Consider the following 24866-nt stretch of genomic DNA (forward strand, 5'->3'; position numbering starts at 1 on the left):
GCAATGAACTCTATTCTCGCTCTATTCAAACAGAACGGCGGGCAGCACGCCCGCATGATGGCCGGCCCGGTGCTCATCCTCATGGTCATGGCCATGATGATTCTTCCCTTGCCGCCGTTCATTCTGGATCTGCTGTTCACGTTCAATATCGCGCTGGCCGTCATGATCCTGCTGGTGGCCATGTTCACCAAGAAGCCGCTGGACTTCGCCGCCTTTCCGGCCGTGCTGCTGTTCGCGACCCTGCTGCGGCTGGCGCTGAACGTGGCCTCGACGCGGGTGGTGCTGATGCACGGCCACAAGGGGCCGGACGCCGCGGGACAGGTGATCGAGGCATTCGGGCATTTCCTGGTCGGAGGCAACTTCGCCGTCGGTCTGATCGTCTTCGTGATCCTGGTGATCATCAACTTCGTGGTGATCACCAAGGGCGCGGGGCGTATCGCGGAAGTGGGCGCGCGCTTCACCCTGGACGCCTTGCCGGGCAAGCAGATGGCCATCGATGCCGATCTGAACGCCGGCCTGATCGGCGAGGACGAGGCGCGTCGCCGGCGCAGCGAAGTGTCCCAGGAAGCCGAGTTCTACGGTTCCATGGACGGCGCCAGCAAGTTCGTGCGCGGCGATGCGGTCGCGGGCCTGCTCATCATGGTCATCAACGTGATCGGCGGCCTGATCATCGGCGTGCTGCAGCATGACCTGTCGTTCTCCGAGGCCGGCCGCGTCTACACGCTGCTGACCATCGGCGACGGTCTGGTGGCCCAGATTCCCGCCCTGATCATCTCCACGGCGGCCGGCGTGGTGGTCTCGCGCGTGGCCACGGACGAAGACGTGGGCCAGCAGATGGTCAGCCAGTTGTTCCGCAACCCCGTGGTGCTGTACATCACCGCCGGCATCCTGGGATTGATGGGTTTGATTCCGGGCATGCCCAACCTGGTCTTTCTGCTGCTGGCGGCCATTCTGGCCGGCGGCGCCTGGATGATGCAAAAGCATCAGGTCGAGCAAGTCCAGCAGGCCGGGGAACCCCCTGAGCAGGTCCAGGCGGCTGCCGAGGCGGCGGCGGCCGAAGCCAGCTGGGGCGATGTGTCCATGGTGGATCCCTTGGGGCTGGAGGTGGGCTACCGGCTCATTTCCCTGGTGGATCATGCCCAGAACGGGGAGTTGCTGCATCGCATCCGCAGCCTGCGCAAGAAATTCGCCCAGGACGTGGGCTTCCTGCCGCCCGTTGTTCATATACGCGACAACCTGGAACTCAAGCCCAACGATTACCGCATCCTGCTGTCGGGCGTGGAGATCGGCCGCGGCACGGCCACCCCGGGCCAGTGGCTGGCCATCGATCCGGGCGGGGTCACCATGAAGCTGCCCGGCACGCCGACCACCGACCCCGCCTTCGGCCTGCCCGCCGTCTGGTTGGACGTGTCGCTGCGCGAGCAGGCGCAGATCGCCGGCTACACCGTGGTGGACGCCAGCACGGTGATCGCCACGCACATCAATCACCTGCTGCATCGCCATGGCGCCGACCTGCTGGGCCGCCAGGAGGTTCAGCAACTGCTGGATCACGTGGGCCGAGAGGCGCCCAAGCTGGTCGAGGACTTCGTTCCGCAGACCATTTCGCTCAGCCTGCTGCTCAAGGTCCTGCGCGGCCTGCTGGCCGAGGACGTACCCATCCGCGACATGCGCACCATCGTGGAGACCCTGGCCGAGCATGCGCCGCGGCTGCTGGGCCAGAATGGCGCCGCCACCGGCAACGAGGCCGGCGAGCTGCTGGCCGTGCTGCGCGTGGCCTTGGGCCGGGCCATCATCCAGCAGTGGTTCCCGGGCGAGGGCGAGTTGCGCGTCATCGGGCTGGATGCGCGCCTGGAGCGCGTGCTGACGCAGGCGCTGACCAGCAGCGGCGCCCTGGAGCCGGGCCTGGCCGAATCCGTCCTGACCGAGGCCATGCGCGCTTCGCAGTTCCAGGAAGAGCACGGCGATCCTCCGGTGCTGGTCGTGCCGCCCGTCTTGCGCGCGCCCCTGGCGCGTTTCCTGCGCCATCACATCCCGCAGCTGGGAGTCTTGTCGAATGCCGAAATTCCTGAAGAGCGCATGCTTCGGGTGACAACAATCATTGGTCAGTCCGCATGAATATAAGCCGTTTTTTTGGCAGTACCAGCCGGGAAGCCATGCGCCAGGTGCGCATCGCGCTCGGGCCGGATGCCTTGATCGTTTCCAACCGCCGCGTCAACGGCGGCGTCGAGATCCTGGCCACCGACGCCACGTCGGTGCCGGAATCCGCCATCCGCGACGTGCCTGCGCCAGCAGCCCCTGCGCCGGCTCCCAACCAGGCGGCCGGCATGCGCCAGGAGATGGCGCCGCCGCCGGGCGCCGACAATGTCATGGGCGCCATCGGCGCCTTGCGGGGAGCCCTGGAAGGGCGCATGGATGATCTGGTCTGGAGCCACCAGATGCGGCGCTCGCCGGTGGCCGTCAATCTATTCCAGTCCTTGCTGGCGCAGGGGTTCAGCACGGCCCTGCTGCGCGCCATGCTCAAGCGCCTGCCGGACAGTCTCAGCGCTCGCGCCGCTCTGCAATGGGCGCGCACCGAACTGGAGACGCATCTGCCGGTGCTGCGCTCCGAGGAGTCCCTGTGGCAGCCCGGGCTGGCGCTGGCGCTGGTCGGCCCCACGGGCGTGGGCAAGACCACGACGCTGGCCAAGCTGGCGGCGCGGGCCGTGCGCCGTTTCGGCCCGGAGCGTGTGGTCCTGCTGACCACGGACACTTACCGGATCGGCGCGCACGAGCAGCTCAAGATCTACGGAGACCTGATGCGGGTGCCGGTGCATATCGTCCAGGACGTGCAGCAGTTGCGCAGCCTGGTGCTGGGCGTGCGCCCCGACCAGCTGATCCTGATCGACAATGTGGGCATCAGCCAGCGCGACCGTTACGTACGCGAGCAGGCGGCGCTGCTGGCGGGGGCCGGCCGGCGCGTGCAGCGCCTGCTGGTGCTCAACGCGGCCAGCCAGGGCGACACCTTGGACGAAGTGGCGCGCAGCTATACCCAGGACGGCGGCACGCCGCTGAGCGGCTGCATCGTGTCCAAGGTCGACGAAGCGATCAAGCTGGGAGCCCCGCTGGACACGGCCATCCGCTTCAAGCTGCCCATTCATTATGTGTCCACCGGCCAGAAGGTGCCCGAGGACCTGCGCTTCATGTCCGCCGCCGAACTGGTGGACTCGGCCTTGCAGGTGCGCGAAAGCCAACGGCCGCTGTATTCGCCCACCCAAGGCGATCTGGCGGCCTTGCTGCAGTCGGACGGACAGATTGCCCAGGAACAGGAGCTGGAGCAGGAACGCCGCGCGCGGGTGCTGCCAAGGCTGCTGGCCGCGGCCTCGGTCGGGGCTCCCGTGTCGGTGGAGCAGGCGCGGCGCGCGGCCGCCGTCCTGGACGAGCGCCTGGCCTGTGCGGAGGCCTATGATTTCTGGAGGGATCTGCACGCGCAGGACACTCAGCCGGAGCTGGGCGATGCCGCACAGCGAGGCGCGGCCTTGATGCGCGCCGCGCGGCAGGAGATGACGGACGTGGACGTCAAGCGCCTGCTGGTCATCCATGCGGATCATGTCCTGGCAGGCGGCCAGGAGCAGTTGTCCCTGAGCTATCTCTTCAGTCCTCAGGGCCAGGCCCTGAGCGTGCCGTATTATCAGCGCCAGTCTCCGGCGGACTGGTCCGACGCGCGGGGCGTGCGCACGCTGCAGCGCCCCAGTCCCGCCCAGGCCTTGAGTCAGGCCATGGAAGTGCTCAACAGCCAGGCGGATCCCGTCAGCCTGTTGCATATTTTCGAAGGCGGCTCGCCCACGATGTGGCGGCAGTGGGCGGCCATGCCCGCCGACTGGCTGGCGCTGATTCCGGGCGCCACCTCCTTGTGGCACAAGGATGGGCAGACCACGCCCAATGCCTTGTGCAAGCAATTGTCTTTCCATGCCGTACCGGACTTGCCCGCCCGCCTGCACATGGAGTCCCTGGGACGCTTGCGCCTGGGCGAAATCGCCCTCTGGCATGCGCACACGCGAGTGCACCTGAGGCAGAGGAACGCGGCCCCGGTGCCGTTCGACCTGGTCTTGCTGCGCACGGTGCGCCGCCACGACGGCAAGGTGCTCAAGACCCGATTCGCGCTGGTGCACATGCGTGATGGCGTCGAGCCCATCGCGCCGGCCAGCCTGGCCTGCTACATGATGTTGCGCGCCGAAGCACAGGACATGGCGCGCCTGCTGGCGCCCGTGCTGCAAGTCTTGCCGCCGGCCGCCTCCGCCGCCGACGAGGAGCTTCGCCTGCTGGCGGCGGGGCAGATGAGCCTGGCGGCGTGGGATCTGCTGCAGGCTCCGGAAAACATGGGCGTGCGTCAGCTGGCCGGCCGCTTGCTGGGCAAGGGCGCACTGAAGACGGCGCAATCGGTGGACGCCCTGGTCAAGATGCTGGTGCTCAAGGAGGCCATGAGCTGAGCGGGCCAATGGCGGCGACTACAGTCGCCACGCATATAGAACAAAGGCCCCTCGCGAGGGGCCTTTGACTTGAGTGCAGCGCTTGCGTTCAGGCCTTGAGGCTGAGCGTCGAGCTGCTGGACTGCGACTTGCCCGAAGCGTCGTAGAAATGGGTGCGCCCGCTGAAGGCGGCCAGGGCGTCGAGCGCTTGCTGGTTGTCCGCCAGGAAGGCGTCCACCAGTATCCCGTTGTTTTCGCTCAGGGACCGCACGCGATCGCTGAGCTCGAACATCTGTTCGAGCTCGTCCTGGAGCTGGTCCTGCTCCGCAGCCAATCGCAAGCCTTGGGCTTGCGTATCCAGCTGCCGGTCCTGAAGCAAGGCGACGCGCTGTTGTTCGAGCTGTTCGATCTGCTCCAGGATCTGGTATTTGCGCAAGGTGATCTGCGCCAGTTCCTGGGGTTCGAAAGCGCGCAACAGCAACGCGTTCTCGTCGATCAGCAGGGTTTCAAGAGTCTGCAGCGTCTGCAGGTGGTCGGCGAGGCAGTTTTGCAAAGACATGGCCGTGGCGGAGCGGGTTTATTTGAGAAGGTCGCGCGCGGTGGCGATGAGCGAGTCCGCGATGCGGCTGGTGTCGATCTTCAGTTGGCCCGAGGCGATGGCATCGCGCAGGGCGCTGACTTTCTGCATGTCCACGTCGCCGGCGCTGTCCTGCAGGGAATTGAGCTGCCGGGCGGCGGCGCTGAAATCCACTTCCTGGCTGGCGGCCGGCGAACCGGCGCCGTAGGCATTGCGCGCCTGGCTGGAGACGGTGCCGCTGCGTTCAGCCACGGGCGTCTTGAGAGGGGAGGTGGTGATTTTCACGTGTTTCTCCGTGGGGCCTGTTCTTTGCGTTGATCTTGTAACGGCGGGGCAGCCGGGAACTTTAGCATGGCGGCGGCTTCCCGTCCTACATCATGACCTGGACGGTGGAGGCGTCCAGCACGGTGGCCGAAATGATCTGCCCGGAACTGGCCTTGATCTGGATCTGCATGCCGGGCGCGCCGTTCTGCAGGGCCTGGCCTTCGCCCGTCGCCACGAAGCCCGCGCCGCGCGCGATGGTGCGCACGGTCTGGCCGCGCATGACCGATTGCGGATCGCGCAAGGCCGAGCTGCGGATGGGAGTGCCCAGGGCGATGCGCTGGCTGGCGACAAAGCCCACGATCTGGCTTGGGTCGAATGCCACGCCGGAAGCCAGCTGCAGCAAGTCTCCTTCGCGCGCCACCAGATCGTCCAGGCTGATGGTCTCTCCTGGATTGATGCGGCGATTGGTGACGTAGTAGTGGCCTTGGACCGACAAGGTGGCGTTCACCGAGCTGCTCCAGGGCTGGGGGGCCAGGCAGCGCACGCCCACGCTCATGCGCGCGCGCAGGCGCTGGCCGCTGGGCAGGAAGGCCTGGGCCTGGCGGCAGGCCGGCATGGCGTGCAGGCGCGCCGCGTCCAGGGTGATCTGCGCCTGGCCGGGCAGGACCTGCGCCTGCGCCAGAAGGTAGTCGTGCACCATGGCCTGCATGTCCTCGACCGTCTGGACGGCGGGCTGCTCCTGCTGTTCTTGCGGCGGCTGCTGTGCGCCCGCCGGGCAGGCCAGGCAGGCGGCGGACAGGCACAGGACGGAAAGCAGGCGATCGGGCGTCATGAAGGCATTTTACGGAGTCGGGCTCGTCGTCAAGAGAAGAACTGGCAGACAAATTGCGTTTTGTTCCCTGGTTTGTGCCTGGACGCCTCTGGCTACCATTCTGTTATGGCGGTGAAAGGCTTGCGCCTGTTCACCCGTTTCGAACCCATAGTGATTTCCGCTTGATTCCATGATCGATCGCATCGGTGCCGACCTGAAGTTCTACCAGACCGCCCTGGCCGTCCGCCAGGAGCGCCAGGAAGTGCTGGCCTCCAATATCGCCAATGCCGACACGCCTAATTATAAGGCGCGGGATATGGATTTCTCCGCGTCGCTCAAGGCCGCCTTGGGCGGGGGAGGCAATCAGCGCCTGCCGGACACCAGCCTGTCCCTGACCTCGGCGCGCCATATCGCGGCCAAGGCCGTGACGCCGCCGGTCACGGACCAGCTCTTGTACCGCCTGCCCACGCAGCCTTCCATCGACGGCAATACGGTCGAGATGGACGTCGAGCGCGTGCAGTTCGCCGACAACACCATGCACTACCAGAGCACCATCAGCCTTCTGTCTCAGCGCCTCAAGGGGCTGATGACCGCCCTGCAGCAATAAGCGCGAGTTCCCATGTCCAGTCTCAGCATTTTCCAGATCGCCGGCTCCGCGCTGGCGGCCCAGTCCCAGCGCCTGAACGTGTCGGCCAGCAATATCGCCAATGCCGACAGCGTGGCGGGGCCCGACGGCCAGCCTTACAAGGCCCGCGAGGTCGTTTTCCAGATGACGCCCCAGGGGCAGAGCCCGATCGGCGGCGTGCAGGTCGCGGCCGTGCGCGAAAGTTCGGCGCCCGGTCGCCTGCAGTATGACCCGGGCAATCCGCATGCGGACGAACAGGGCTACGTGATGATGCCCAATGTGGACGTGGTGGCCGAGACCGTCAACATGATTGCGGCCTCGCGTTCCTACCAGGCCAACGTGGAGGTGATCAATACCTCCAAGAATCTCATGATGCGCACTTTGAGCATCGGTCAATAAGCCCGAATACGGAGCAGATCTTGAGCACTGTCAATAACAACGTTGATACATCGGTCGCCGCACTGGGCATGGCCAACGCCCAGAGCAAGAACCTGATGGCCGACACGCAGGATCGTTTCCTGACGCTGTTGGTGACGCAGCTGCGCAATCAGGACCCCCTCAACCCCATGGACAACGCCCAGGTCACTTCGCAGATCGCGCAGCTGTCCACCGTCAATGGCATCACGCAGTTGAACAATACCCTGATGGCCGTGGCCGGCCAGATGGACGTGACCCAGTCCATGCAGGCGGCCGGACTGATCGGCAAGGACGTCCTGGTTCCCGGCAGCAAAGTGTTGCTGGGCAGCGATGCTGAAGGCGGGAAGGTCGCCACGCCGTTCGGCATAGACCTGGCCAGCCCGAGCACCACGACCAAGGTCCAGATCCTGGACAGCAGCGGCAAGGTGGTGCGCGAGTACGACAAGGGGGCTCTGGAGGCCGGCGTCTACTCCATGGATTGGGACGGCCTGGACAACGACGGCCTGCCGCTGGCCGACGGCGCCTACACCGTTCAGGTGCTGGCGAGCAACGACGGCGAAGCCGTCACTTCGGAAGCCTTGACTTACGGCAAGGTGGGCAGCGTGGCCTATACCTCGAGCGGCCTGAAGCTGGACCTGGGCCTGGCAGGTTCCTATTCCCTGCTGGACATACGAAAAATCATGTAAGACCCGGGTGCAACCGCACCGGGCTTGTTCAACGGTTAAACAAAAGGAATATTCATGAGTTTCGGACAAGGCTTGAGCGGCTTGAACGCCGCCTCACAGAACCTGGATGCCATCGGCAACAACATCGCCAACGCCGGCACGACGGGTTACAAGTCCTCTTCGGTGCAGTTCGCCGACGTTTACGCCAATTCGCGCATCGGTCTGGGCGTGCAGGTTTCGCGCGTCAGCCAGCGTTTCAGCGTGGGCAACGTCAGCAGTACGAACAATCAGTTCGACATGGCCATCGCCGGCGAGAAAGGCTTGTTCCGCCTGGAGCAGCCCAACGGCGCAGTCGTGTACTCGCGTAACGGCGAGTTCTTCCCCAACAAGGAAGGCATGCTGGTCAACGCGCAGGGCTTCTACCTGACCGGCTACGGCGCCGGCACCAGCACGCTGGAGCGCATCCGCGTGCCCTCGGGCAACATTCCTCCTCGGGCCACCACGGAAATGCGTCTGCAATTGAATCTGCCCGCCGGCGCTACCGCCATTGACGCCACAGCCAAGCCTTTCGATCCCGCTGACGAGACTTCATACACTCAGCCGTTCAACTATCTGGTGTACGACTCCCTGGGCAACCCCCACAATATCACGCAGTACTACGTCAAGCGCGAAAGCCAGAATGGCGACAGCGTCTGGGATGTGCACTATGCTGAAAACGGCACGGAGATCCCCGGCAGCAAGGCCACCCTTACGTTCGACAGCGCCGGTCGCCTCAAGGGGCAGGACGTCGTCGCCGTGACGCTGCCCACTCCCGGCGGAACGAATTCGCCGGCAGCGCCGCTGACGTTCAATGTGCGTTACACCGGTTCCACGCAGTTTGGCGGAGAGTTCTCGCGCGGCAATCCCTACCAGGACGGTTACGCCACGGGCGACTACGCCAGCATGTCGATTTCCGCCGACGGCACCATCATCGCCGCCTACACCAATGGCGAAACCATGGAAATGGGTTCCTTGGTGTTGGCCGACTTCAGCAACCTGCAAGGCCTCAAGCCCATCGGCGGCAATGCCTGGACCGAGTCCGGCGAATCCGGTCAGCCCATCCTGGGCCGGCCGGGCGAGAACGGCCTGGCCACCATCAAGGGTCAGGCCATCGAAGAATCCAACGTGGACATGGGCCAGGAACTGGTCAACATGATCATTGCCCAGCGCACCTACCAGGCCAACGCCCAGACCATCAAGACGCAGGATCAGGTCCTGCAGACCCTGGTCAACCTGCGTTAAGAGTCGTCATGGACCGCCTGATCTATACCGCCATGAACGGCGCACAGCGCACCCTGGAACAACAGGATGTGATCACCAACAACCTGGCCAACCTGAGCACGTCGGGCTTTCGCGAACAGCTCGCGTACTACCGCTCCGTGCCCGTGGTCAGCGACATCGGTTCCCAGACCCGCGTGGCCACGGCCACGGTGTCTCCCGGCAGCCGTTTCCAGCCTGGGGCCATGACCGAGACCGGCCATGCCCTGGACGTGGCGATCGCTGGCGAGGGTTGGTTCGCCGTGCGCACGCCTGGCGGCGATGAGGCCTACACAAGAGCTGGCGACCTGGCGGTCAATGCCCAGAACCAGCTGGTGACGCAGTCGGGCCTGCCGGTGTTGAGCGTGGACGGTCAGCCCATCGAAGTGCCTGATCGCGGCACGGTGACCTTCTCCGGCGACGGGCGCCTGACCGCCCTGGGCGCGGGCGACAACCCGCGCGACATCCAGATGGTAGGCCAGCTCAAGCTGGTCAATCCGCCGGTCGCCGAACTCGTGCGCGGCCAGGACGGCCTGTTCCGCCAAGCCAATGGCGCGCCCGCGCAGGCCGATCCGGCCGTGCGCATGGTGGCGGGCTTCATCGAGAAGAGCAACGTCAACCCGGCCGAGGCCATGGTGGCCATGATCGCCAATTCGCGCCGCTTCGAGACGCAGATGAAGATCATTCAGGACGCCGGCGCCCGCGAAGACCGCGCCAACACCATACTTTCGTTCAATGGCTGAGCGGGCCCCCGCGGCCTCGCTTAGTAGCAAGGAAACTTCATGATTCGCTCCCTGTGGATTGCCAAGACTGGTCTGGAAGCGCAGCAGACCAATATGGATGTCATTTCCAACAACCTGGCCAACGTCAATACGGTCGGCTTCAAGCGTACGCGCGCCGTGTTCGAAGACCTGATGTACCAGACCCTGCGCCAGCCAGGCGCCCAGGTCGGCGCAGCCAATCAACTGCCGTCGGGCCTGCAGGTCGGCACGGGCGTGCGCACCGTGGCCACCGAGCGCATCCATTCTCAGGGCGACCTGAAGAACACCGGCCATGAAATGGATATCGCCATCCAGGGTCGAGGATTTTTACAGGTCGAGATGCCGGACGGCACCTTTGCCTACACCCGCGACGGCAGCCTGCAGGTGGACCAGAACGGCCAGTTGGTGACGGCCGGCGGCTATCCCATCCAGCCGCCCATCAACATCCCCGACAATGCGCTGCAGATCACGATTGCGCGCGACGGCACCGTTTCCGTCACCCAGCCCGGCGCGGCCGGTGCCAGCGTGGAAGTGGGCCAATTGCAGCTGAGCACCTTCATCAATCCCACTGGCCTGCAGAGCATGGGCGAGAACCTGTACATCGAGACCGATGCCTCGGGCCCCGCGAACTTCCTGCAGCCCGGCATGGACGGCGCAGGGCTGGTGCTGCAGGAGTACAACGAGACGTCCAACGTCAATGTGGCTGAAGAACTGGTCAACATGATCAGCACGCAGCGCGCCTACGAAATCAACAGCAAGGCCGTCTCGACGGCCGACCAGATGCTGGCCCGCCTGACGCAGCTGTAAGGTTCGGAAAGGGATGTCGACGATGCGCAGAGCCTTGTTTGGCCGTTTTGCTGTTTGCCTAGTGCTGGGCCTGTCGGGCTGCGCGCTGATTCCGCCCGAGCCCGTGGTGACGGGGCCGCTGACGGCCGCGCCGCCGCCCGCGCCCCTGCCGGCGGCGATTGCCAATGGCTCCATCTACCAGCCTTCGGCCTATGGGAACTATCCTCTGTTCGAAGACCGCCGGCCGCGCAATGTGGGCGACATCGTCACCATCGTGATCCAGGAACGCACCAACGCCGCCAAGAACGTGTCCACGAACACGGACCGCAGCGGCAGCGGCGGCCTGGACTTCGCCCTGGCGCCGGCCGTGCTGCCCAACGAAGTGGGCGCCAAGCAGAACTTCGAGGTCACCGGCTCGAACAAGGCGCAGGGCAAGGGCTCCAGCCGCGCCGACAACACCTTCAGCGGCACGCTGACCACCACGGTCGTGGGCGTGCTGCCCAACGGCAACCTGCAGGTGGCGGGCGAGAAACAGATCGCCATCAATCGCGGCAGCGAGTACATCCGCTTCTCGGGCGTGGTCGATCCGCGCTCCATCACGGGCAGCAATACGGTGTCTTCCACCCAGGTGGCGGACGCCCGCATCGAGTTCCGCAGCAAGGGGGTCATGGACGAGGTCCAGACCATGGGTTGGCTGCAGCGCTTTTTCCTGAACATTTCCCCATTCTGAGCCGCGGCTAGCCATGGTGTCCTCTCTTCGTCGTATCCGTTTCGCCTCCTCCGCCCAATTGTTGCGCGCCGGCCTGCTGGGGCTGGGCCTGCTGCTGGCTCCGGCCAGCCAGGCTGAGCGCATCAAGGACCTGGCGTCCATCCAGGGCGTGCGCGAGAATCCGCTGATCGGCTACGGCCTGGTCGTGGGCCTGGACGGCAGCGGGGACCAGGTGCGCCAGGCGCCCTTCACGCAGCAAAGCCTGACCAATATGCTGTCCCAGCTGGGCGTGACGATTCCTCAGGGCAGCAACATGCAGCTCAAGAACGTGGCCGCGGTCATCGTTACGGCGCGCCTGCCGGCCTTCGCCCGTCCGGGCCAGGCGCTGGATGTGGTGGTGTCCTCCATGGGCAACGCCAAGAGCCTGCGCGGCGGCACCTTGCTGATGACGCCGCTCAAGGGCGCCAATGGCCAGGTCTACGCCATCGCGCAAGGCAATCTGCTGGTGGGCGGCGCGGGCGCGGAGGCCGGCGGTTCCAGCGTGCAGGTGAATCAGCTCAACGGCGGGACCATCCCCGGCGGCGCCACGGTGGAGCAGAGCGTGCCCACCACTTATGCACGCGACGGCATGATCAACCTCGAAATGAATACGTCGGACTTCGGCACGGCCCAGAATGTGGTGGCGGCGCTGAACAAGCATTTCGGCCCCGCCACGGCGACCGCACTGGACGGGCGCCTGATCCAGGTGCGCGGTCCGCTGGATCCACAGGCCCAGACGGCGTTCCTGTCGCAGATCGAGAACCTGCAGGTTAACCTGCCGCCGGCGCGCGCCCGCGTGGTCATCAATGCCCGCACCGGTTCGGTGGTCATGAACCGCAGCGTCACCATCGACGAGGCGGCCATCGCCTACGGCAATCTGTCGGTGGTCATCAGCCGCCAGCCCCAGGTCAGCCAGCCCGACACGCCGTTCGGCGGCGGCCAGACCGTGGTGTCCGAGAGCACCCAGATCGAGATGCGCAGCCAGGGCGGATCCCTGCAGCGCGTGCGTACGAGCGCGAACCTGGCCGATGTGGTGCGGGCGCTCAATGCCCTGGGCGCCACCCCGCAGGACCTGTTGTCCATCCTGCAGAACCTCAAGAGCGCCGGCGCCCTGCGCGCCGACCTGGAGATCATCTGATGAGCGTTCAGTATTTCCCGCGTCCCGGCTCCGGGGGGCAGGTGTCCATCTTCGATTCCCAGCAGCTGGCGCAACTGCGCCGCAACGCCGGCCAGGACGGCCAGAACGAGGCCACGCAAATGCAGGTGGCGCGCCAGTTCGAAGCCTTGTTCATCCAGAACATCCTGAAGCAGGCGCGGGCGGCCAATCCGGAAGGCGGGCTGTTCGATACGCAGGCCGTGCGCATGGCGCAGAGCATGGGCGACGAGCAGCTGGCCTTGCATCTGTCCGACCCCGGCATTGGCCTGGCCCAGGCGCTGCTGGCCCAGATGCGCGGCCAGGCTTCCGGGCCTGCCGGTCCGGAAGCGTCCCAGCCTGAAGCAGCCCGCTCGCGGGTGGCTGGCCTGCGCTCGCGCATGCCCGACGAGCGCCCGGTGGACGCTTCGTCCATTTCCGCCCTGATCGCCAAGCTCACCCGCAACAGCACGGTGGAGCGTGTCTATTCTTCCATCAGAGGCGCGCCCGAGCATATCCGCCAGTTCGTGGACCGCATGAACTCCGCCGCCAAGATCGCCGCCGAGGACAGCGGCGTGCCAGCCAAGCTGATCCTCAGCCAGGCGGCGCTGGAGTCGGGCTGGGGCAAGAAGGAAATCCTGCATCCCGACGGCAGCACCAGCCACAACCTGTTCGGCATCAAGGCCACGCCCGGCTGGAAAGGGAAAGTGGTGGAAGTAATGACCACCGAATTCGAGAACGGCGTGGCGCGCAAGGTCAAGCAGCCTTTCCGCGCCTACGACTCCTACGCGGAGTCGTTTTCCGATTACGCGCGCCTGATCGGCAACAGCAAACGTTACGAGGCGGTGAAGCAGGCTCCTTCCGCGGAGGAGGCCGCGCAGCGCATCCAGGACGCCGGCTACGCCACGGATCCTTCCTATGCGCAGAAGCTGATCGCAATCATGTCGTATTTCGATGCAGGAACGCGTTAAGTCCCGATTTTGGACTAAAGCTTGACGGTTACATGCCGTAAAACTCTACAGATGTTCATTTCTCGTCCGTCGCGAATGGCGGGCGGAACGCAAAGGATTTAACATGAATCTCGCTAATCTGGGCCTGTCGGGACTGTTCGCCGCGCAGCAGCGCATGCAGGTCGCTGGCCACAACCTGAACAATGTGGATACCGAAGGCTATAACCGCCAGACCGTGCTGTCTCAGACGGCTGGGGCCGTGGGCACGTCGGCAGGCTATATCGGGCGAGGCGTGCAAGCCGTCACGGTTCAGCGTTCCTACGACAATTTCCTCTACCAGCAATTGGTGCGCTCCCGCACGGCGGGCGCAGCGCTCGTGTCCTACGGAAACGAGATCAGCCAATTGGACAATCTGTTTTCTGATCGGACCGTGGGCATAAGCCCCGCCATCCAGAAATTCTTCGAAGGCATTCAGGCGGTCGCTTCGGCGCCGGCGGATTCGGCCGCGCGCCAGGAACTGCTGGGCCGCGCCGAAAGCCTGGCCACCCAGATCAATGACGCCACGGCCTATATGAATCGCGTCAGCGAGAACATCAACACGCAGTTGTCCACTACCGTTACCCAGATCAACAGCTACCTGGAACGCATCAACGACGTCAACAACCAGATCGTGCGCGCCAAGGGCACTACGCCCGGCCACGAGCCCAACGATCTGCTGGACCAGCGCGAGCAACTTGTAGCCGAGCTCAGCCAGTTGGTGGACGTGCGCACAGTGGAGCAGAACGGTCGCATCAGCGTCACCACGGTAGGTGGGCAATTGCTGCTGGGCGCGGACAAGGTTTACCCTTTGCATGCCGTGAAATCCGCCCAGGATCCGGAGCGGGTGGTGGTGGCCTATACCTCGTCCTTCGACGCCCAGGGCCAGGAAGTGAAGTCCGAATTGCGCGACACCTCCCTGAAAGGCGGCACGCTGGGCGGGCTGCTGCAGTTCCGCCAAGAAAGCCTGGATCCCACCATCAACAGCCTGGGGCGGTTGGCCCTTGGCCTGGCGAATTCCGTCAATGCCTTGCACGAGCAGGGTATCGACCTGCAGGGCAATCCCGGCAAGGCGTTTTTCTCCATCGGCGGCCCCAAAGTCATCGGAAACGCCAACAACTCATCCAGCGCTCAGAGTCCTGCCGTATCGATCAGCGACGTCAACCAGCTGCAGGGCCGGGATTATCGCCTGGAATACGACGGCACCGATTACAAGCTGGTAGACCTGACGACGGGCGTACAGCATGCGATCGATCCCAGCCAGCCCACCGTGATTGATGGCGTGAGTATCGACGTGTCCGGCATGACAGGCGGCCAGGCAGGCGACTCCTGGCTCATTCAACCTACCCGCAACGCGGGCTCTTCCCTGGCCGTGGAAATCAAGAATCCCCAGGACATCGCCGCAGCCGCGGCCGGCACGGGCACGGCCAATGGCGATATCGCCCTGAAACTGGCCGAGCTGCAGAATCAGAAAGTGCTGGGGCAGGGTTCGCTGAGCCTGAACGATGCCTACAGCCAGATCGTCAACCGCGTGGCGGTGCAGACCCAGCAGAACGGCTCGGCCGCCAAGGCGCAGGCCAAGCTCATCCAGCAGAACTTCGCGGCGCAGCAATCCGTCTCCGGCGTCAATCAGGACGAGGAATACATCAAGCTCGAGCGCTACCAGGAGCAGTATCGAGCGGCCTCGCGACTGATCGACATCAGCTCCAAGATGTTCGACACCCTCCTGGCGCTGCGTGCCTGATTTTTGAACTATTTTTTCGATAGTGGACTGACGCCATGCGTATTAGCACCTCTATGTATTTTCAGACGGGTCTGAACACCATCAACCAGCAGCAGGCGGACCTGGTCAAGCTGTTCCAACAGACCGGTACCGGTCAGCGAATGGTGACGCCGTCCGATGACCCCCTGGCTGCCGCGCAGACCATCAACCTGGCTCAGGCTCAGGCCATGAATCAGCGTTTCGGCGAGAACCGGGGCGTGGCGCAGCGGGCGCTGAGTGAAGAAGAGAATATCCTCAATTCCGTCACCTTGCAGTTGCAGGACGTGCAGACGCGCTTGCTGGAAGCGGCAAACGGCACTTTGTCCGATGCGGATCGGAACACCTTGGCCACCGTGTTGCAGACAGCGCTGGATACGCTGGTTGGTCTGGCCAACAGCAAGGACGGTTCGGGGCAGTATCTGTTCTCCGGTTCCCAAGGGCAGACCGCACCATTCCAGTTCGACGGCACGAGCTACAGCTACCATGGCGATACCTTGGGCCGACCCATTCAGGTGGAGCAGACCCGCCAGCTGGACTCGTCCGATCACGGTCAGACCCTGTTCATGCGCGCCAATCCAGGCAGCCTGTCCTACATGACTCAGGCGGCCGCCGGCAACACAGGCACGGGCGTGATCAGTGGGCCGAGCGTCAGCCCGGGCAATAGCGCGGGCCACTACAGGATCGTGTTCACCTCTCCCACCGACTACACGGTCGAGGTGGACGGCGTGCCCGACCCCAATGGCCCCTTCACGCTGCCCAGCAGCGACAAGGAGCAGACCATCAATCTGGCCAGCGGCGTCAGCGTCAAGTTCAGCGGCCAGCCAGCTGCGGGCGACCAGTTCGACGTGAGCTCGGCGGCGCAGACGGACATGAATCTGTTCGATACCTTGCAGCGCATGGCCGATGCGCTCAAGACGCCTCTTGGCGATGATCCGGCGCTCAAGGCCGCCTTGCGCAATACGCTGAATTCTTCGATCCAGCGCGTCGCCGAGAATTACGACAATGTGCTGACCGTGCGTTCCTCGGTGGGCACGCGACTGAACGAGCTTGACGCCCTGTCCGCCAATGGCTCCCTGCGCCAGCTGAACTATCGTCAGGAGCTGTCCCGCCTGGAAGATCTGGACTACTACCAGGCGAGCACGCAACTCGAGCTGCGCAAGTCTGCGCTGGAAGCGGCCGCCCTGGCGTTTCGCAAGATTCAGAGCCTCAATCTGTTCGGACTGCGCGGCAACGGCTGACGCCTTGCGCCGGAACTTCTTTAACCAACAGCCAGGAACCTCCTGCGGGAATTTTCTATGCTCTTCAAGAATATAAGCCTCAAGGTCGGCATGACCTTCTTCGTTGTTATTCTGATGGTCTTGACGCTGGCATCGGCGGGCTCCGCGCTGTATTACTACCATGCGCTGCTGGATCAGGGCTCCAGCGGCGACGTGCTGCGGATGCTCCAGGAACACCAAGGGCTGGTCAACGGCGCATACGGCGTCCTGCTGGTCCTGGCGGTGCTGGCCAGCCTGGTCACCCTGACGTATTTCCTGCGCCGCGTGGTGCGCCCGCTGGGCGACTTCGCCACGTACTTCGACGCCATCGCCAAGGGCGACCTGACCCAGCGCATCAATGTGCTGACCGAGAACGAGATCGGCGAGCTGTTCGCTTCGCTGCGCCGCATGCAGGAGTCGCTGGTCAAGACCATGACGGTGATCCGCAACGGGCTCGAGGAAATCCAGGCCGGCTCCCAGGAAATCGCCCAAGGCAACAACAACATCAGCAGCCGCACGGAAGAGCAGGCCGCCTCCTTGCAGCAGACCGCTGCCAGCATGGAGCAGCTGGCCGGCACCGTGCGCCAGAATGCCGACAACGCCCAGCAGGCCAACCAGCTGGCCGCCACGGCCTCGGACGTGGCCCATCGCGGCGGCAGCGCCGTCAATGAGGTGGTTGCGACGATGCAGGGCATCTCGGCCAGTTCGAACAAGATCTCCGACATTGTCGGCGTGATCGACAGCATTGCCTTCCAGACCAACATCCTGGCCTTGAACGCGGCCGTGGAAGCCGCCCGCGCCGGCGAACAGGGCAAGGGATTCGCCGTGGTGGCCGCCGAGGTCCGGGCCCTGGCGCAACGCAGCGCCCAGGCCGCCCGCGAGATCACTGGGCTGATCGAGGATTCCGTGCGCAAAGTCACCGAAGGCTCTTCCCAGGTGGAGCGCGCCGGGTCGACCATGCAGGAAATCGTCGATTCCGTGCGCCGGGTCACGGACATCATGGGCGAGATCACTGCGGCGACCATCGAGCAATCCTCGGGGATCGACCAGGTCAATCGCGCCGTCTCGCAGATGGACGACACCACCCAGTACAACGCGCGTCTGGTAGAGCAGGCGGCGCTGGCCTCGGCCGGCCTGAGCGAGCAGGTCAATCAGGTCAACGAAGCCATTGCCTCGTTCCGCGTGCCCGGCACCGAAGTCATCGATGTCAACGCCCGTCGCGTGGCCAATCGCCGCGCTGTTTCCGGCGCGGCCGGCCGCGAGGCTCGTCCGGGTTCGGCCCTGCCCGGCAAGACGGCGGCCGCCAAGCCAGCCGTCGCCGCCAAGGGCCTGGCCGCTCCGGCAGCAGCCTCTGCAGCGCCGGCCGCCAAGACGCCCGCCGCGCCCCGTGATGACAGCCAGCGCCTGCGTCGCCCGGACCTGAGCGGCAAGGCCAGTGCGTCTTCGGACGACGACTGGGAGGAGTTCTGATGTTCCGGACCCGACTGGCCGCTCTGGCCGGACAGGTCCGCAAGGCGGCCGCCGGCCTGGCATTGACGGCGCTGGCGGCCTGCGCCACGCAAGGCAATTCTTTCGAGGCCGCGGGGCTGAATCACATGATTCCCGGCCAGACCACACGCGCCCAGGCCGAGGTCCTGCTTCACGCCCCTCCTCATCAGGTGTACCGGCAGCTGGACGGCAGTGAGCTGGCCGTCTGGCTCCACGGCGCCACTGTGGCGACCGATGCGCTTTACTTCCGGCAGGAGCTCTGGCTGACGTTCGACGCAGCCGGACGCTTCCAGCAGGTGGTCAAGCGCAACAACATCCCGCGTACGTATCGCGAACAAGCTCCCACCAGGCCGACCGGCTCCATAACTATCGAATCTCCGGATTCGGACATGATCACAATCCTGCCTGTCAGCCAATAGTCTATTAATTGGGTCTATCCATGTTGGGTATTCAGAAAAAAAGCAGTTCTGCGTCTCGGCAATCGAAACGCGCTACCAGGAAAGAATTCCGCGCACGCAGCACCGGCCCTACCGGATTCAAGATCAGCACCTTGCTGATGTTGGGGATGAGCATCTTCATGCTGCTCATCGTGCTGGTGGGCGGCCTGTCGGCCTATTATCTGCAGCAGAACGGGGACTCTCTGCGGACCTTGAGCAAACAGAATGACCGCGCCGAGCAAGTGCTCGAGCTGAGCAACGACATGCTGCAGGCGCGCATGACCTTGATGACGGCAGCCCGTTACTATCAGGAAGCCGAGATCGAGAACGACGAAGGCATCTTGAACAACGCCCAGGCGGCGGTGCGCAATGCCGTCGACAAGCTGGACGTGGTGCGCAAGAATTTCGGCGCCCTGCGCGCGGACATGCCCACCGAACCCGAGCTGCGCCGCCTGATCATGGGGCTGATCGCCTCCTACCAGGCTTACCTGGACGATGGCATCGAGCCCATGGTGCAGGCGCTGGAAAGCAAGGACTACAATACCTTTTACTTCGTCAGCAACGGCTTTGGCGTCATGCGCGCCCTGGCGTTCCAGGCCAGCATCGAAGAGCTGGGCCGTTACTTCGACCTGTTGACCGAGCGCCATCTGGCGCAGGCCGAGCAGCAGTCCAGCCTTGCCATGACGGTGATCGGCGCCAGCCTGGTGTTCGGCCTGATCATCATGGTGATCCTGCGTATCGTGCTGGGCAAGCTGGCCTTGAAGCCATTGCGCGAGGCCGGGGTGCATTTCGATCATATCGCCAATGGCGACCTGACCAAAAAGATCAGCTACCAGTCGAGCAACGAAGTCGGCGTGCTGTACGATGCGATGCGTCGCATGCAGCAAAGCCTGCAGGGCATTGTTGCCACGGTGCGCCAGGGCGTGGACGAGATCGCCTCCGGCTCCAGCCAGATCTTTGCCGGCAATACGGACTTGAGTTCGCGTACCGAGCAGCAGGCCGCCTCCTTGCAGGAGACCGCGGCCAGCCTGGAAGAGCTGGCCAGCACCGTGCGCCAGAACTCCGACAATGCCAACCAGGCCGACAAGCTGGCGCAGAACGCTGCCGAAGTCGCCCGCCGCGGCGGCGAATCCGTGGGCGCGGTCGTGAACACCATGAACCAGATTTCCGTGCGTTCCGGTCAGGTGGCTGATATTGTCAATGTCATCGATGGCATTGCCTTCCAGACCAACATCCTGGCCTTGAACGCGGCCGTGGAAGCCGCCCGTGCGGGCGAGCAGGGCAAGGGCTTCGCCGTGGTGGCGGGCGAAGTGCGCAGCCTGGCGCAGCGCAGCGCGCAGGCCGCCAAGGAAATCAAGGGCCTGATCGAAGCGTCGCTGGACGAAGTGCGGACCGGTACGCAGCAGGTGGCCAGCGCAGGCGAGATCATCCAGGACGTGGTGCGCGCCGTGCATAGCGTCACGACCCTGATGAGCGAGATTTCCTCCGCATCGCAGGAGCAGACTTCGGGTATCGACCAGATCAACGTGGCGGTCACCCAAATGGATGCTGTGGTGCAGCAAAACGCATCGCTGGTCGAAGAGGCCGCCGCTGCCGCCGGTTCGCTGCAATCCCAGTCCGAGCGCCTGGCCCAGGCAGTGGCGCAGTTCAAGATCAACGAGGGCGACGTCATCGACATGCCCGAGGATGAACCGGAGCAACTGGAGCGCAGTTCCGCAGGCTTGCTGGGGCAGGCTGCCTATAGCTGAAATCCCTTAGGAAAACCGCTCGGCGGACGGCATGCTGCATGGCACAATGAACCTGTGCCAACTGCAGCCAGAGAGAACCATGTCGTTCGCCATCCCCGGTGAGTCCGTGGCCAGGACGGCCGTGCGCCAGAAGGCGCCCGGCATCCTGGCCTGGTTGATCGCCTACCCGCCTTTCAACCAAATGCAGGCGCAGCACTGTGACTATCTGATAGAGCACAGCGAGCTGCGCTTTTTTGCGTCCGGCCAGACCCTGCTGCCGGCGGGCGAGCAGGTGAAGCAGCTGTACATCATCCGCCAGGGGCAGGTGCGCAATGTGGAACAGGACGAAGAGATCGATCACGTGGCCGGCGATCTGCTGCCTTTGCGTGAACTGGTCTCGGGACAGGCGTTGAGCAATGAATACCACGTCCTGGAGGACTGTTTCGCCTTGTGCGTGGCCGGCCCGGCGGTGGCCCACCTGCTGACCGCCAGCGAACCGTTCCGCGAATATTGCCTGCGCGGGGCCAGCAGCCTGATGGCCAGTGTCTGGCGATCGGCCCAGGCCCACGCGAGCGCCGAGCTGGGCGCCAGCTATACGCTGGACATGAGCCTGCAGTCGCTCGTCGAGCGGGGCGTACTCGGCTGTTTGCCGGACTGTCCGGTGGAGCAGGCCGTCAAACGCATGCACGAGCGCCAGGTGAGCAGCATCGTCGTGCTCAATGCCGACGGTCATCTGCTGGGCATCTTCACCTTGCGGGACCTGCGCCGCCTGATAGCCGGCGGGCATTACGACCCCTTGCAGGCCATGGCCGAGGTCATGACCGTCGACCCTGTATGGCTGACTCCGCAAGCCTCTGCTTTCGACGCCGCCTTGCTGATGGTGGAGCATCACATCGGCCACGTCTGCCTGGTGCAAGATCACAAGGCCGTGGGTATGGTGTCGGAGCGTGACGTCTTTTCCTTGCAGCGCGTGGATCTGGTCCATCTGTCGCGGGCCTTGCGCTGCGCCCACGACGTTGCGGCGCTGGTGCAATTGCAGGCTGACATCGGCCGGCTGGTCGACGCCATGCTGGCACATGGCGCGCGGCCCGAGCAATTGACGGCAGTGGTGACCCGGCTGAACGACCATACGGTGCGGCGCGTCATCGAGCTGTGCCTGCCGGGCCAGGCGCTGGCGGGCATCGACTTCTGCTGGCTGGCCTTCGGCAGCCAGGCGCGCGGCGAGCAGACGCGCTTCACCGATCAGGACAACGGCATTCTTTTCATTGCCGAATCCGCACAGCATGCCCGGACTTGTCGCGAGCTGCTGCTGCCCTTTGCGCGACGCGTCAATGAAGCGCTGGACCGCTGCGGCATGCGCTGGTGCAGCGGCAACATCATGGCCAGCAATCCGGCCTTGTGCCTGTCCGAGCAGGAGTGGCTGCATCGCTTCCAGGTCATGATCGAGCGGCCGGCCGCCGAACAGTTGCTGGAATCCACCATTTATTTCGATTGCCGCGCCATCTGGGGCGACGACAAGGTGCTGCAGCGCCTGCGTCGCCGCGTGCTGGGCATGGTCAATGACAATCCTGCTTTCCAGCGCATGATGGCCCAGAGCGCCTGCCAGGTGCGCGTACCCAGCGGCAAGCCGCGCAGCCGCCTGGAGGCGCTGGTCGGCCAGGGCGAGGATGTGCTGGACATCAAAAAGCAGGCTCTGGCGCCTTTGGTCGATGTGCTGCGGGTGCTGGCGCTGGCCCATGGCTGCGAGCAGCCGGCGTCGCTGGACCGATTGAGCTACCTGACCCAGCGGAGCGTCTTCTCCCGCGGCGAATCCGAAGGCCTGCATGAAGCCTATCGCTATCTGCAGCTCCTGCGTCTGCAACATCACCAAGGGCAATGGCAGCGGCGGGAGGAGCCCGACAATCTCGTGCGCCTGGGGGCCCTGGGCGCGCTCGATGCCCGGGTGCTGCGCGAAGCGCTGGCCCAGGTGCGCCGCGCCCAGCGCATACTGGCCCTGCGGTATCGCCTGTGAATGCGCTGCGGTGGTGGCCCTGGCGGCGCAGGAATGCGGTGCGCGACACGGTCGGGTCCTGGGCCTATTTCGATGCCTGGTCCTGGCGGGACGCCTTGTTCGCCGTGCTGGATCTGGAGACCAGCGGCCTGGATGCGCGTCGTCATCATATCGTGCAGATCGGCGCGGTCCGGCTGGAGCGGGAAGGCATCGCGCTTGGAAATCTATGGTCCGGCTTGGTTCAAGGGCAGGGCGAGCGCAGCGCCGAAAGCCTGCTGATCCATGAGATCAGCCCCCAGCAGCAGGCGGCGGGACAGGATCTGACGCAAGTCATGCGGGATTTCGCGCAGTACGCACGGGGAACCTTGCTGACGGCCTGGGACGCGGATTTCGATCTGTCCTTTCTGGAGCCGGCCTGGCGGGCCGCCGGGCTGGACGGCCCGATGCCTGTCTGCCTGGACCTGGCCGAGATGGCGGCGTGCCTCTTGCCGGAATGGCAGGGTCGGCGCCATGGCCTGGATGATTGTCTGGCATACTGCGGCCTGCCGGCGATCGAGCGGCACGATGCCCTGGGCGACGCCCTGGCCAGCGCCCAGCTGCTCCAGTTGCTGATGAGCCGCGCCGAGCGCAAGGGGCTGCGCACCGTGGGCCAGGTGCGCAAGGCCATGCAGCATCATGGCCGGCGCCTGGCGGTCGTGTTCTAGGCGTGCGAACAGGCTCTAGCCGCCTGCCAGGCCCAGAGCGACGCGCATCATGGCTTCGTAGCCGCTATTGAAGAGCTGGGCCAGGAATGGCGTGGTCTGGGGAATGACTACCGTCAGCAGCACCAGCCCTATGGTCAACGTGATGGGAAAGCCCACCGCGAAAATGGTCAGTTGCTGGGCGGTACGGTTCAGGATGCCGAAGGCCAGGTTGATGGACAGCAGCACGATGATCAAGGGCAGGGCCAGCAGCATGCCGGCGATGAACAGTTCGCTGCTCCAGTCCAGCAGGACGCCCCAGCCGCCCACATCCAGGCCCAGGCCTATGGGCAGTACCTGAAAGGTGCGCGCCAGCACGCCCAGCACCAGCAGGTGGCCGTTCAGGGCCAGGAACATCAGCACGGCCACCACATTGAGCAGACGCGACAGCACGGCGGTGTTTGAGCCGGTGGCGGGGTCGAAGAAAGATGCGAAGGACAAGCCCATCTGCAGGCCGATGAATTCGCCGGCGGCCTGTACCGCGGCGAATATGATGCGCATGGTCAGCCCCAGGGCCAGGCCGATCAGCACTTGCTGCGCAGCGATCAGCAGCGCCGTCCAGGACGCCGTGGGCACGGCGGGCAGCTCGGGAAGGGAGGGGGCCACGACCAGCGTCAGCAGCACGCCCAGCCCGACCTTGGCGCGCTTGGGAATGGCGGATTCGCTGAAGAAGGGCAGGGCGGCCAGGGTGGCCAGGATGCGCACGAAGGGCCACAGAAAGGCGTTCAGCCAGGCGTAGAGCTGTTCCGCGGTGACCTGGAGCATGTGCCGACCTTCAGAACCTGTTCAAGGTCTTTTCATGGCGCCTGTCGCTCAGGCCGGAGCATGAGCGGCGCCCCGCGCCTGGATGGACGCGGCAGGAGGATGGGCGGGCGCAATGAAACGACATTGAACAAGGTTCTCAGTTCACCAGGCCGGGAATGCCGCGCAGCAGGTTCTGCATGTAGTCCACCATGGTGCTGATCAGCCAGGGGCCCAGCAGCACGACGGTGATCCCCATGGCCAGCAGCTTGGGGATGAAGGACAGGGTCATCTCGTTGATCTGGGTCGCGGCCTGGAAGATGCTGATGCCCAGGCCCACCACCAGCACGACGATGAGCATGGGCCCGGCCATGGTCAGCGCCAGCTTGAGCGCGATGTAGGTCATGGTCATGACGGCTTCGGGAGTCATGGCAGTCCTTTTACTGGTAGAAGCTGCGCGCCAGCGATCCCAGCAGCAGGTGCCAGCCGTCAGCCAGCACGAACAGCATGAGCTTGAAGGGCAGCGAAATGGTGACGGGCGGCACCATCATCATGCCCAGCGACATCAGCACGCTGGCGATGACCAGGTCGATGATCAGGAAGGGAATGAAGATGGTGAAGCCGATCTGGAAGGCGGTCTTGAGCTCGCTGGTGACGAAGGCCGGGACCAGCACCCGCAAGGGCACGTCCTGCGGGCTTTGCAGATCTCCCACGTCGGCCATGTCGCCGAACAGCTTCAGGTCCGCCTCGCGCGTCTGGTGCAGCATGAAGGTCTTGAGGGGCTGCGCGCCGCGTTCCAGCGCCGTCTCGAAGGAAATGCTGTTTTCCGACAGCGGCTTGTAGGCCTGTTCGTAGACCTCGTCGAAGACCGGCGACATGGTGAAGAAGGTCAGGAACAGGGCCAGGCCCACCAGCACCATGTTGGGCGGCGCCGTACCGGTGCCCATGGCGTTGCGCAACAGGCCCAGCACGATGATGATGCGGGTGAAGCCGGTCATCATGAGCAGCGCCGCCGGCAGGAACGACATCATGGTCAGCATGGCCAGCGTCTGGATGCTGAGCGACCAGGTTTGCGATCCGTTGGGGCCGGGCGTGGATGTCAGGGCGGGCATCGCCTGCGCCCAGACGTCAAGCGGCGCGAGCAGCACGAGCAACGCCGGCAGCAGCAGGGACAGCCGGCGGAACAGCGGAAAGAAGGAGGATGCGGTCATG

25 protein-coding genes are annotated in these 24866 nt (G+C 64.7%); 18 read left to right on the plus strand and 7 right to left on the minus strand.

Annotated elements, in window-relative coordinates; all coding sequences use genetic code 11:
- Positions 1-3: 3 nt before the first annotated feature.
- Both flhA and flhF read left to right on the plus strand, forming a co-directional pair.
- Positions 4-2115, plus strand: coding sequence for a flagellar biosynthesis protein FlhA (gene flhA / locus ACF3ND_RS05915; protein WP_394065147.1), 2112 nt, complete (start codon positions 4-6; stop codon positions 2113-2115).
- Positions 2112-4466, plus strand: coding sequence for a flagellar biosynthesis protein FlhF (flhF, locus tag ACF3ND_RS05920; RefSeq protein ID WP_394065148.1), 2355 nt, complete (start codon positions 2112-2114; stop codon positions 4464-4466). Before flhA ends, flhF begins: the two co-directional genes overlap by 4 nt.
- An 88-nt stretch (positions 4467-4554) precedes the next feature.
- Here flhF and flgN read toward each other — a convergent pair whose 3' ends face one another.
- From flgN to flgA, 3 genes are all read right to left on the minus strand, one after another.
- Positions 4555-5004 (minus strand): flagellar export chaperone FlgN, encoded by a 450-nt coding sequence (gene flgN, locus ACF3ND_RS05925; protein WP_394065149.1) that lies wholly within the window; start codon positions 5002-5004, stop codon positions 4555-4557.
- An 18-nt stretch (positions 5005-5022) separates the two neighbouring features.
- Positions 5023-5307: a flagellar biosynthesis anti-sigma factor FlgM gene (gene flgM / locus ACF3ND_RS05930; protein WP_394065150.1), complete on the minus strand. Its 285-nt coding sequence runs from the start codon at positions 5305-5307 to the stop codon at positions 5023-5025.
- A gap of 85 nt (positions 5308-5392) precedes the next feature.
- Entirely contained in the window at positions 5393-6118 is a 726-nt protein-coding gene (gene flgA, locus ACF3ND_RS05935; protein ID WP_394065151.1) for a flagellar basal body P-ring formation chaperone FlgA, read from the minus strand.
- Positions 6119-6287: 169 nt separating this feature from the next.
- Here flgA and flgB point away from each other — a divergent pair, with 169 nt between their 5' ends.
- The 13 genes from flgB to ACF3ND_RS06000 all read left to right on the plus strand — a co-directional run bounded on the left by flgB (position 6288) and on the right by ACF3ND_RS06000 (position 18438).
- Positions 6288-6704 carry a flagellar basal body rod protein FlgB gene (flgB, locus tag ACF3ND_RS05940; RefSeq protein WP_394065152.1) on the plus strand — a complete coding sequence of 139 codons (417 nt, stop codon included), beginning with the start codon at positions 6288-6290 and terminating at the stop codon, positions 6702-6704.
- Positions 6705-6716: 12 nt separating this feature from the next.
- On the plus strand, positions 6717-7121 hold the full coding sequence (gene flgC, locus ACF3ND_RS05945; RefSeq protein ID WP_394065153.1) for a flagellar basal body rod protein FlgC: 405 nt from the start codon (positions 6717-6719) through the stop codon (positions 7119-7121).
- Positions 7122-7141: 20 nt separating this feature from the next.
- Complete coding sequence (locus ACF3ND_RS05950; protein WP_394065154.1) at positions 7142-7825, plus strand: flagellar hook capping FlgD N-terminal domain-containing protein; 684 nt, start codon at positions 7142-7144, stop codon at positions 7823-7825.
- A 54-nt stretch (positions 7826-7879) separates the two neighbouring features.
- The gene (gene flgE / locus ACF3ND_RS05955) at positions 7880-9085 is read left to right on the plus strand and encodes a flagellar hook protein FlgE (RefSeq protein ID WP_394065155.1); all 1206 of its coding nucleotides are present in this window, start codon (positions 7880-7882) and stop codon (positions 9083-9085) included.
- Positions 9086-9093: 8 nt separating this feature from the next.
- Complete coding sequence (gene flgF / locus ACF3ND_RS05960; protein ID WP_394065156.1) at positions 9094-9843, plus strand: flagellar basal-body rod protein FlgF; 750 nt, start codon at positions 9094-9096, stop codon at positions 9841-9843.
- Positions 9844-9882: 39 nt separating this feature from the next.
- The gene (gene flgG / locus ACF3ND_RS05965; RefSeq protein ID WP_394065157.1) at positions 9883-10668 is read left to right on the plus strand and encodes a flagellar basal-body rod protein FlgG; all 786 of its coding nucleotides are present in this window, start codon (positions 9883-9885) and stop codon (positions 10666-10668) included.
- 22 nt (positions 10669-10690) lie between these two features.
- Positions 10691-11377, plus strand: a complete 687-nt coding sequence (locus ACF3ND_RS05970) for a flagellar basal body L-ring protein FlgH (RefSeq protein WP_394065790.1) — start codon at positions 10691-10693, stop codon at positions 11375-11377.
- Positions 11378-11390: 13 nt separating this feature from the next.
- On the plus strand, positions 11391-12533 hold the full coding sequence (locus tag ACF3ND_RS05975) for a flagellar basal body P-ring protein FlgI (RefSeq protein WP_394065158.1): 1143 nt from the start codon (positions 11391-11393) through the stop codon (positions 12531-12533).
- Positions 12533-13498: a flagellar assembly peptidoglycan hydrolase FlgJ gene (flgJ, locus tag ACF3ND_RS05980; RefSeq protein ID WP_394065159.1), complete on the plus strand. Its 966-nt coding sequence runs from the start codon at positions 12533-12535 to the stop codon at positions 13496-13498. Before ACF3ND_RS05975 ends, flgJ begins: the two co-directional genes overlap by 1 nt.
- Before the next feature lie 103 nt (positions 13499-13601).
- Positions 13602-15257: a flagellar hook-associated protein FlgK gene (gene flgK / locus ACF3ND_RS05985; RefSeq protein ID WP_394065160.1), complete on the plus strand. Its 1656-nt coding sequence runs from the start codon at positions 13602-13604 to the stop codon at positions 15255-15257.
- A gap of 35 nt (positions 15258-15292) precedes the next feature.
- Positions 15293-16513, plus strand: coding sequence for a flagellar hook-associated protein FlgL (gene flgL, locus ACF3ND_RS05990; protein WP_394065161.1), 1221 nt, complete (start codon positions 15293-15295; stop codon positions 16511-16513).
- 57 nt (positions 16514-16570) lie between these two features.
- The gene (locus tag ACF3ND_RS05995; protein ID WP_394065162.1) at positions 16571-18001 is read left to right on the plus strand and encodes a methyl-accepting chemotaxis protein; all 1431 of its coding nucleotides are present in this window, start codon (positions 16571-16573) and stop codon (positions 17999-18001) included.
- Positions 18001-18438 carry a hypothetical protein gene (locus ACF3ND_RS06000; RefSeq protein ID WP_394065163.1) on the plus strand — a complete coding sequence of 146 codons (438 nt, stop codon included), beginning with the start codon at positions 18001-18003 and terminating at the stop codon, positions 18436-18438. The genes ACF3ND_RS05995 and ACF3ND_RS06000 overlap by 1 nt, the downstream gene beginning before the upstream one ends.
- Before the next feature lie 31 nt (positions 18439-18469).
- On the opposite strand, the gene ACF3ND_RS06005 is transcribed toward ACF3ND_RS06000, so the two are convergent.
- Positions 18470-18598 carry a hypothetical protein gene (locus tag ACF3ND_RS06005; protein ID WP_394065164.1) on the minus strand — a complete coding sequence of 43 codons (129 nt, stop codon included), beginning with the start codon at positions 18596-18598 and terminating at the stop codon, positions 18470-18472.
- On the opposite strand from ACF3ND_RS06005, the gene ACF3ND_RS06010 reads away from it, so the two are divergent.
- From ACF3ND_RS06010 to ACF3ND_RS06020, 3 genes are all read left to right on the plus strand, one after another.
- On the plus strand, positions 18585-20204 hold the full coding sequence (locus tag ACF3ND_RS06010) for a methyl-accepting chemotaxis protein (protein WP_394065165.1): 1620 nt from the start codon (positions 18585-18587) through the stop codon (positions 20202-20204). The two genes, ACF3ND_RS06005 and ACF3ND_RS06010, sit on opposite strands and share 14 nt — an antisense overlap.
- Positions 20205-20283: 79 nt before the next feature.
- Positions 20284-22194, plus strand: a complete 1911-nt coding sequence (locus ACF3ND_RS06015) for a DUF294 nucleotidyltransferase-like domain-containing protein (RefSeq protein WP_394065166.1) — start codon at positions 20284-20286, stop codon at positions 22192-22194.
- On the plus strand, positions 22191-22877 hold the full coding sequence (locus ACF3ND_RS06020) for an exonuclease domain-containing protein (RefSeq protein WP_394065167.1): 687 nt from the start codon (positions 22191-22193) through the stop codon (positions 22875-22877). The genes ACF3ND_RS06015 and ACF3ND_RS06020 overlap by 4 nt, the downstream gene beginning before the upstream one ends.
- A gap of 15 nt (positions 22878-22892) precedes the next feature.
- Here ACF3ND_RS06020 and fliR read toward each other — a convergent pair whose 3' ends face one another.
- From fliR to fliP, 3 genes are all read right to left on the minus strand, one after another.
- The gene (gene fliR / locus ACF3ND_RS06025) at positions 22893-23678 is read right to left on the minus strand and encodes a flagellar biosynthetic protein FliR (RefSeq protein WP_394065168.1); all 786 of its coding nucleotides are present in this window, start codon (positions 23676-23678) and stop codon (positions 22893-22895) included.
- A gap of 136 nt (positions 23679-23814) precedes the next feature.
- Complete coding sequence (gene fliQ, locus ACF3ND_RS06030; RefSeq protein WP_394065169.1) at positions 23815-24084, minus strand: flagellar biosynthesis protein FliQ; 270 nt, start codon at positions 24082-24084, stop codon at positions 23815-23817.
- Positions 24085-24094: 10 nt separating this feature from the next.
- Positions 24095-24865: a flagellar type III secretion system pore protein FliP gene (gene fliP / locus ACF3ND_RS06035; protein ID WP_394065170.1), complete on the minus strand. Its 771-nt coding sequence runs from the start codon at positions 24863-24865 to the stop codon at positions 24095-24097.
- Position 24866: the final 1 nt, after the last annotated feature.

It is taken from the genome of Alcaligenes sp. WGS1538 (genome assembly GCF_043187505.1).
In the GTDB taxonomy this organism is placed as follows: Bacteria; Pseudomonadota; Gammaproteobacteria; order Burkholderiales; family Burkholderiaceae_B; genus Alcaligenes.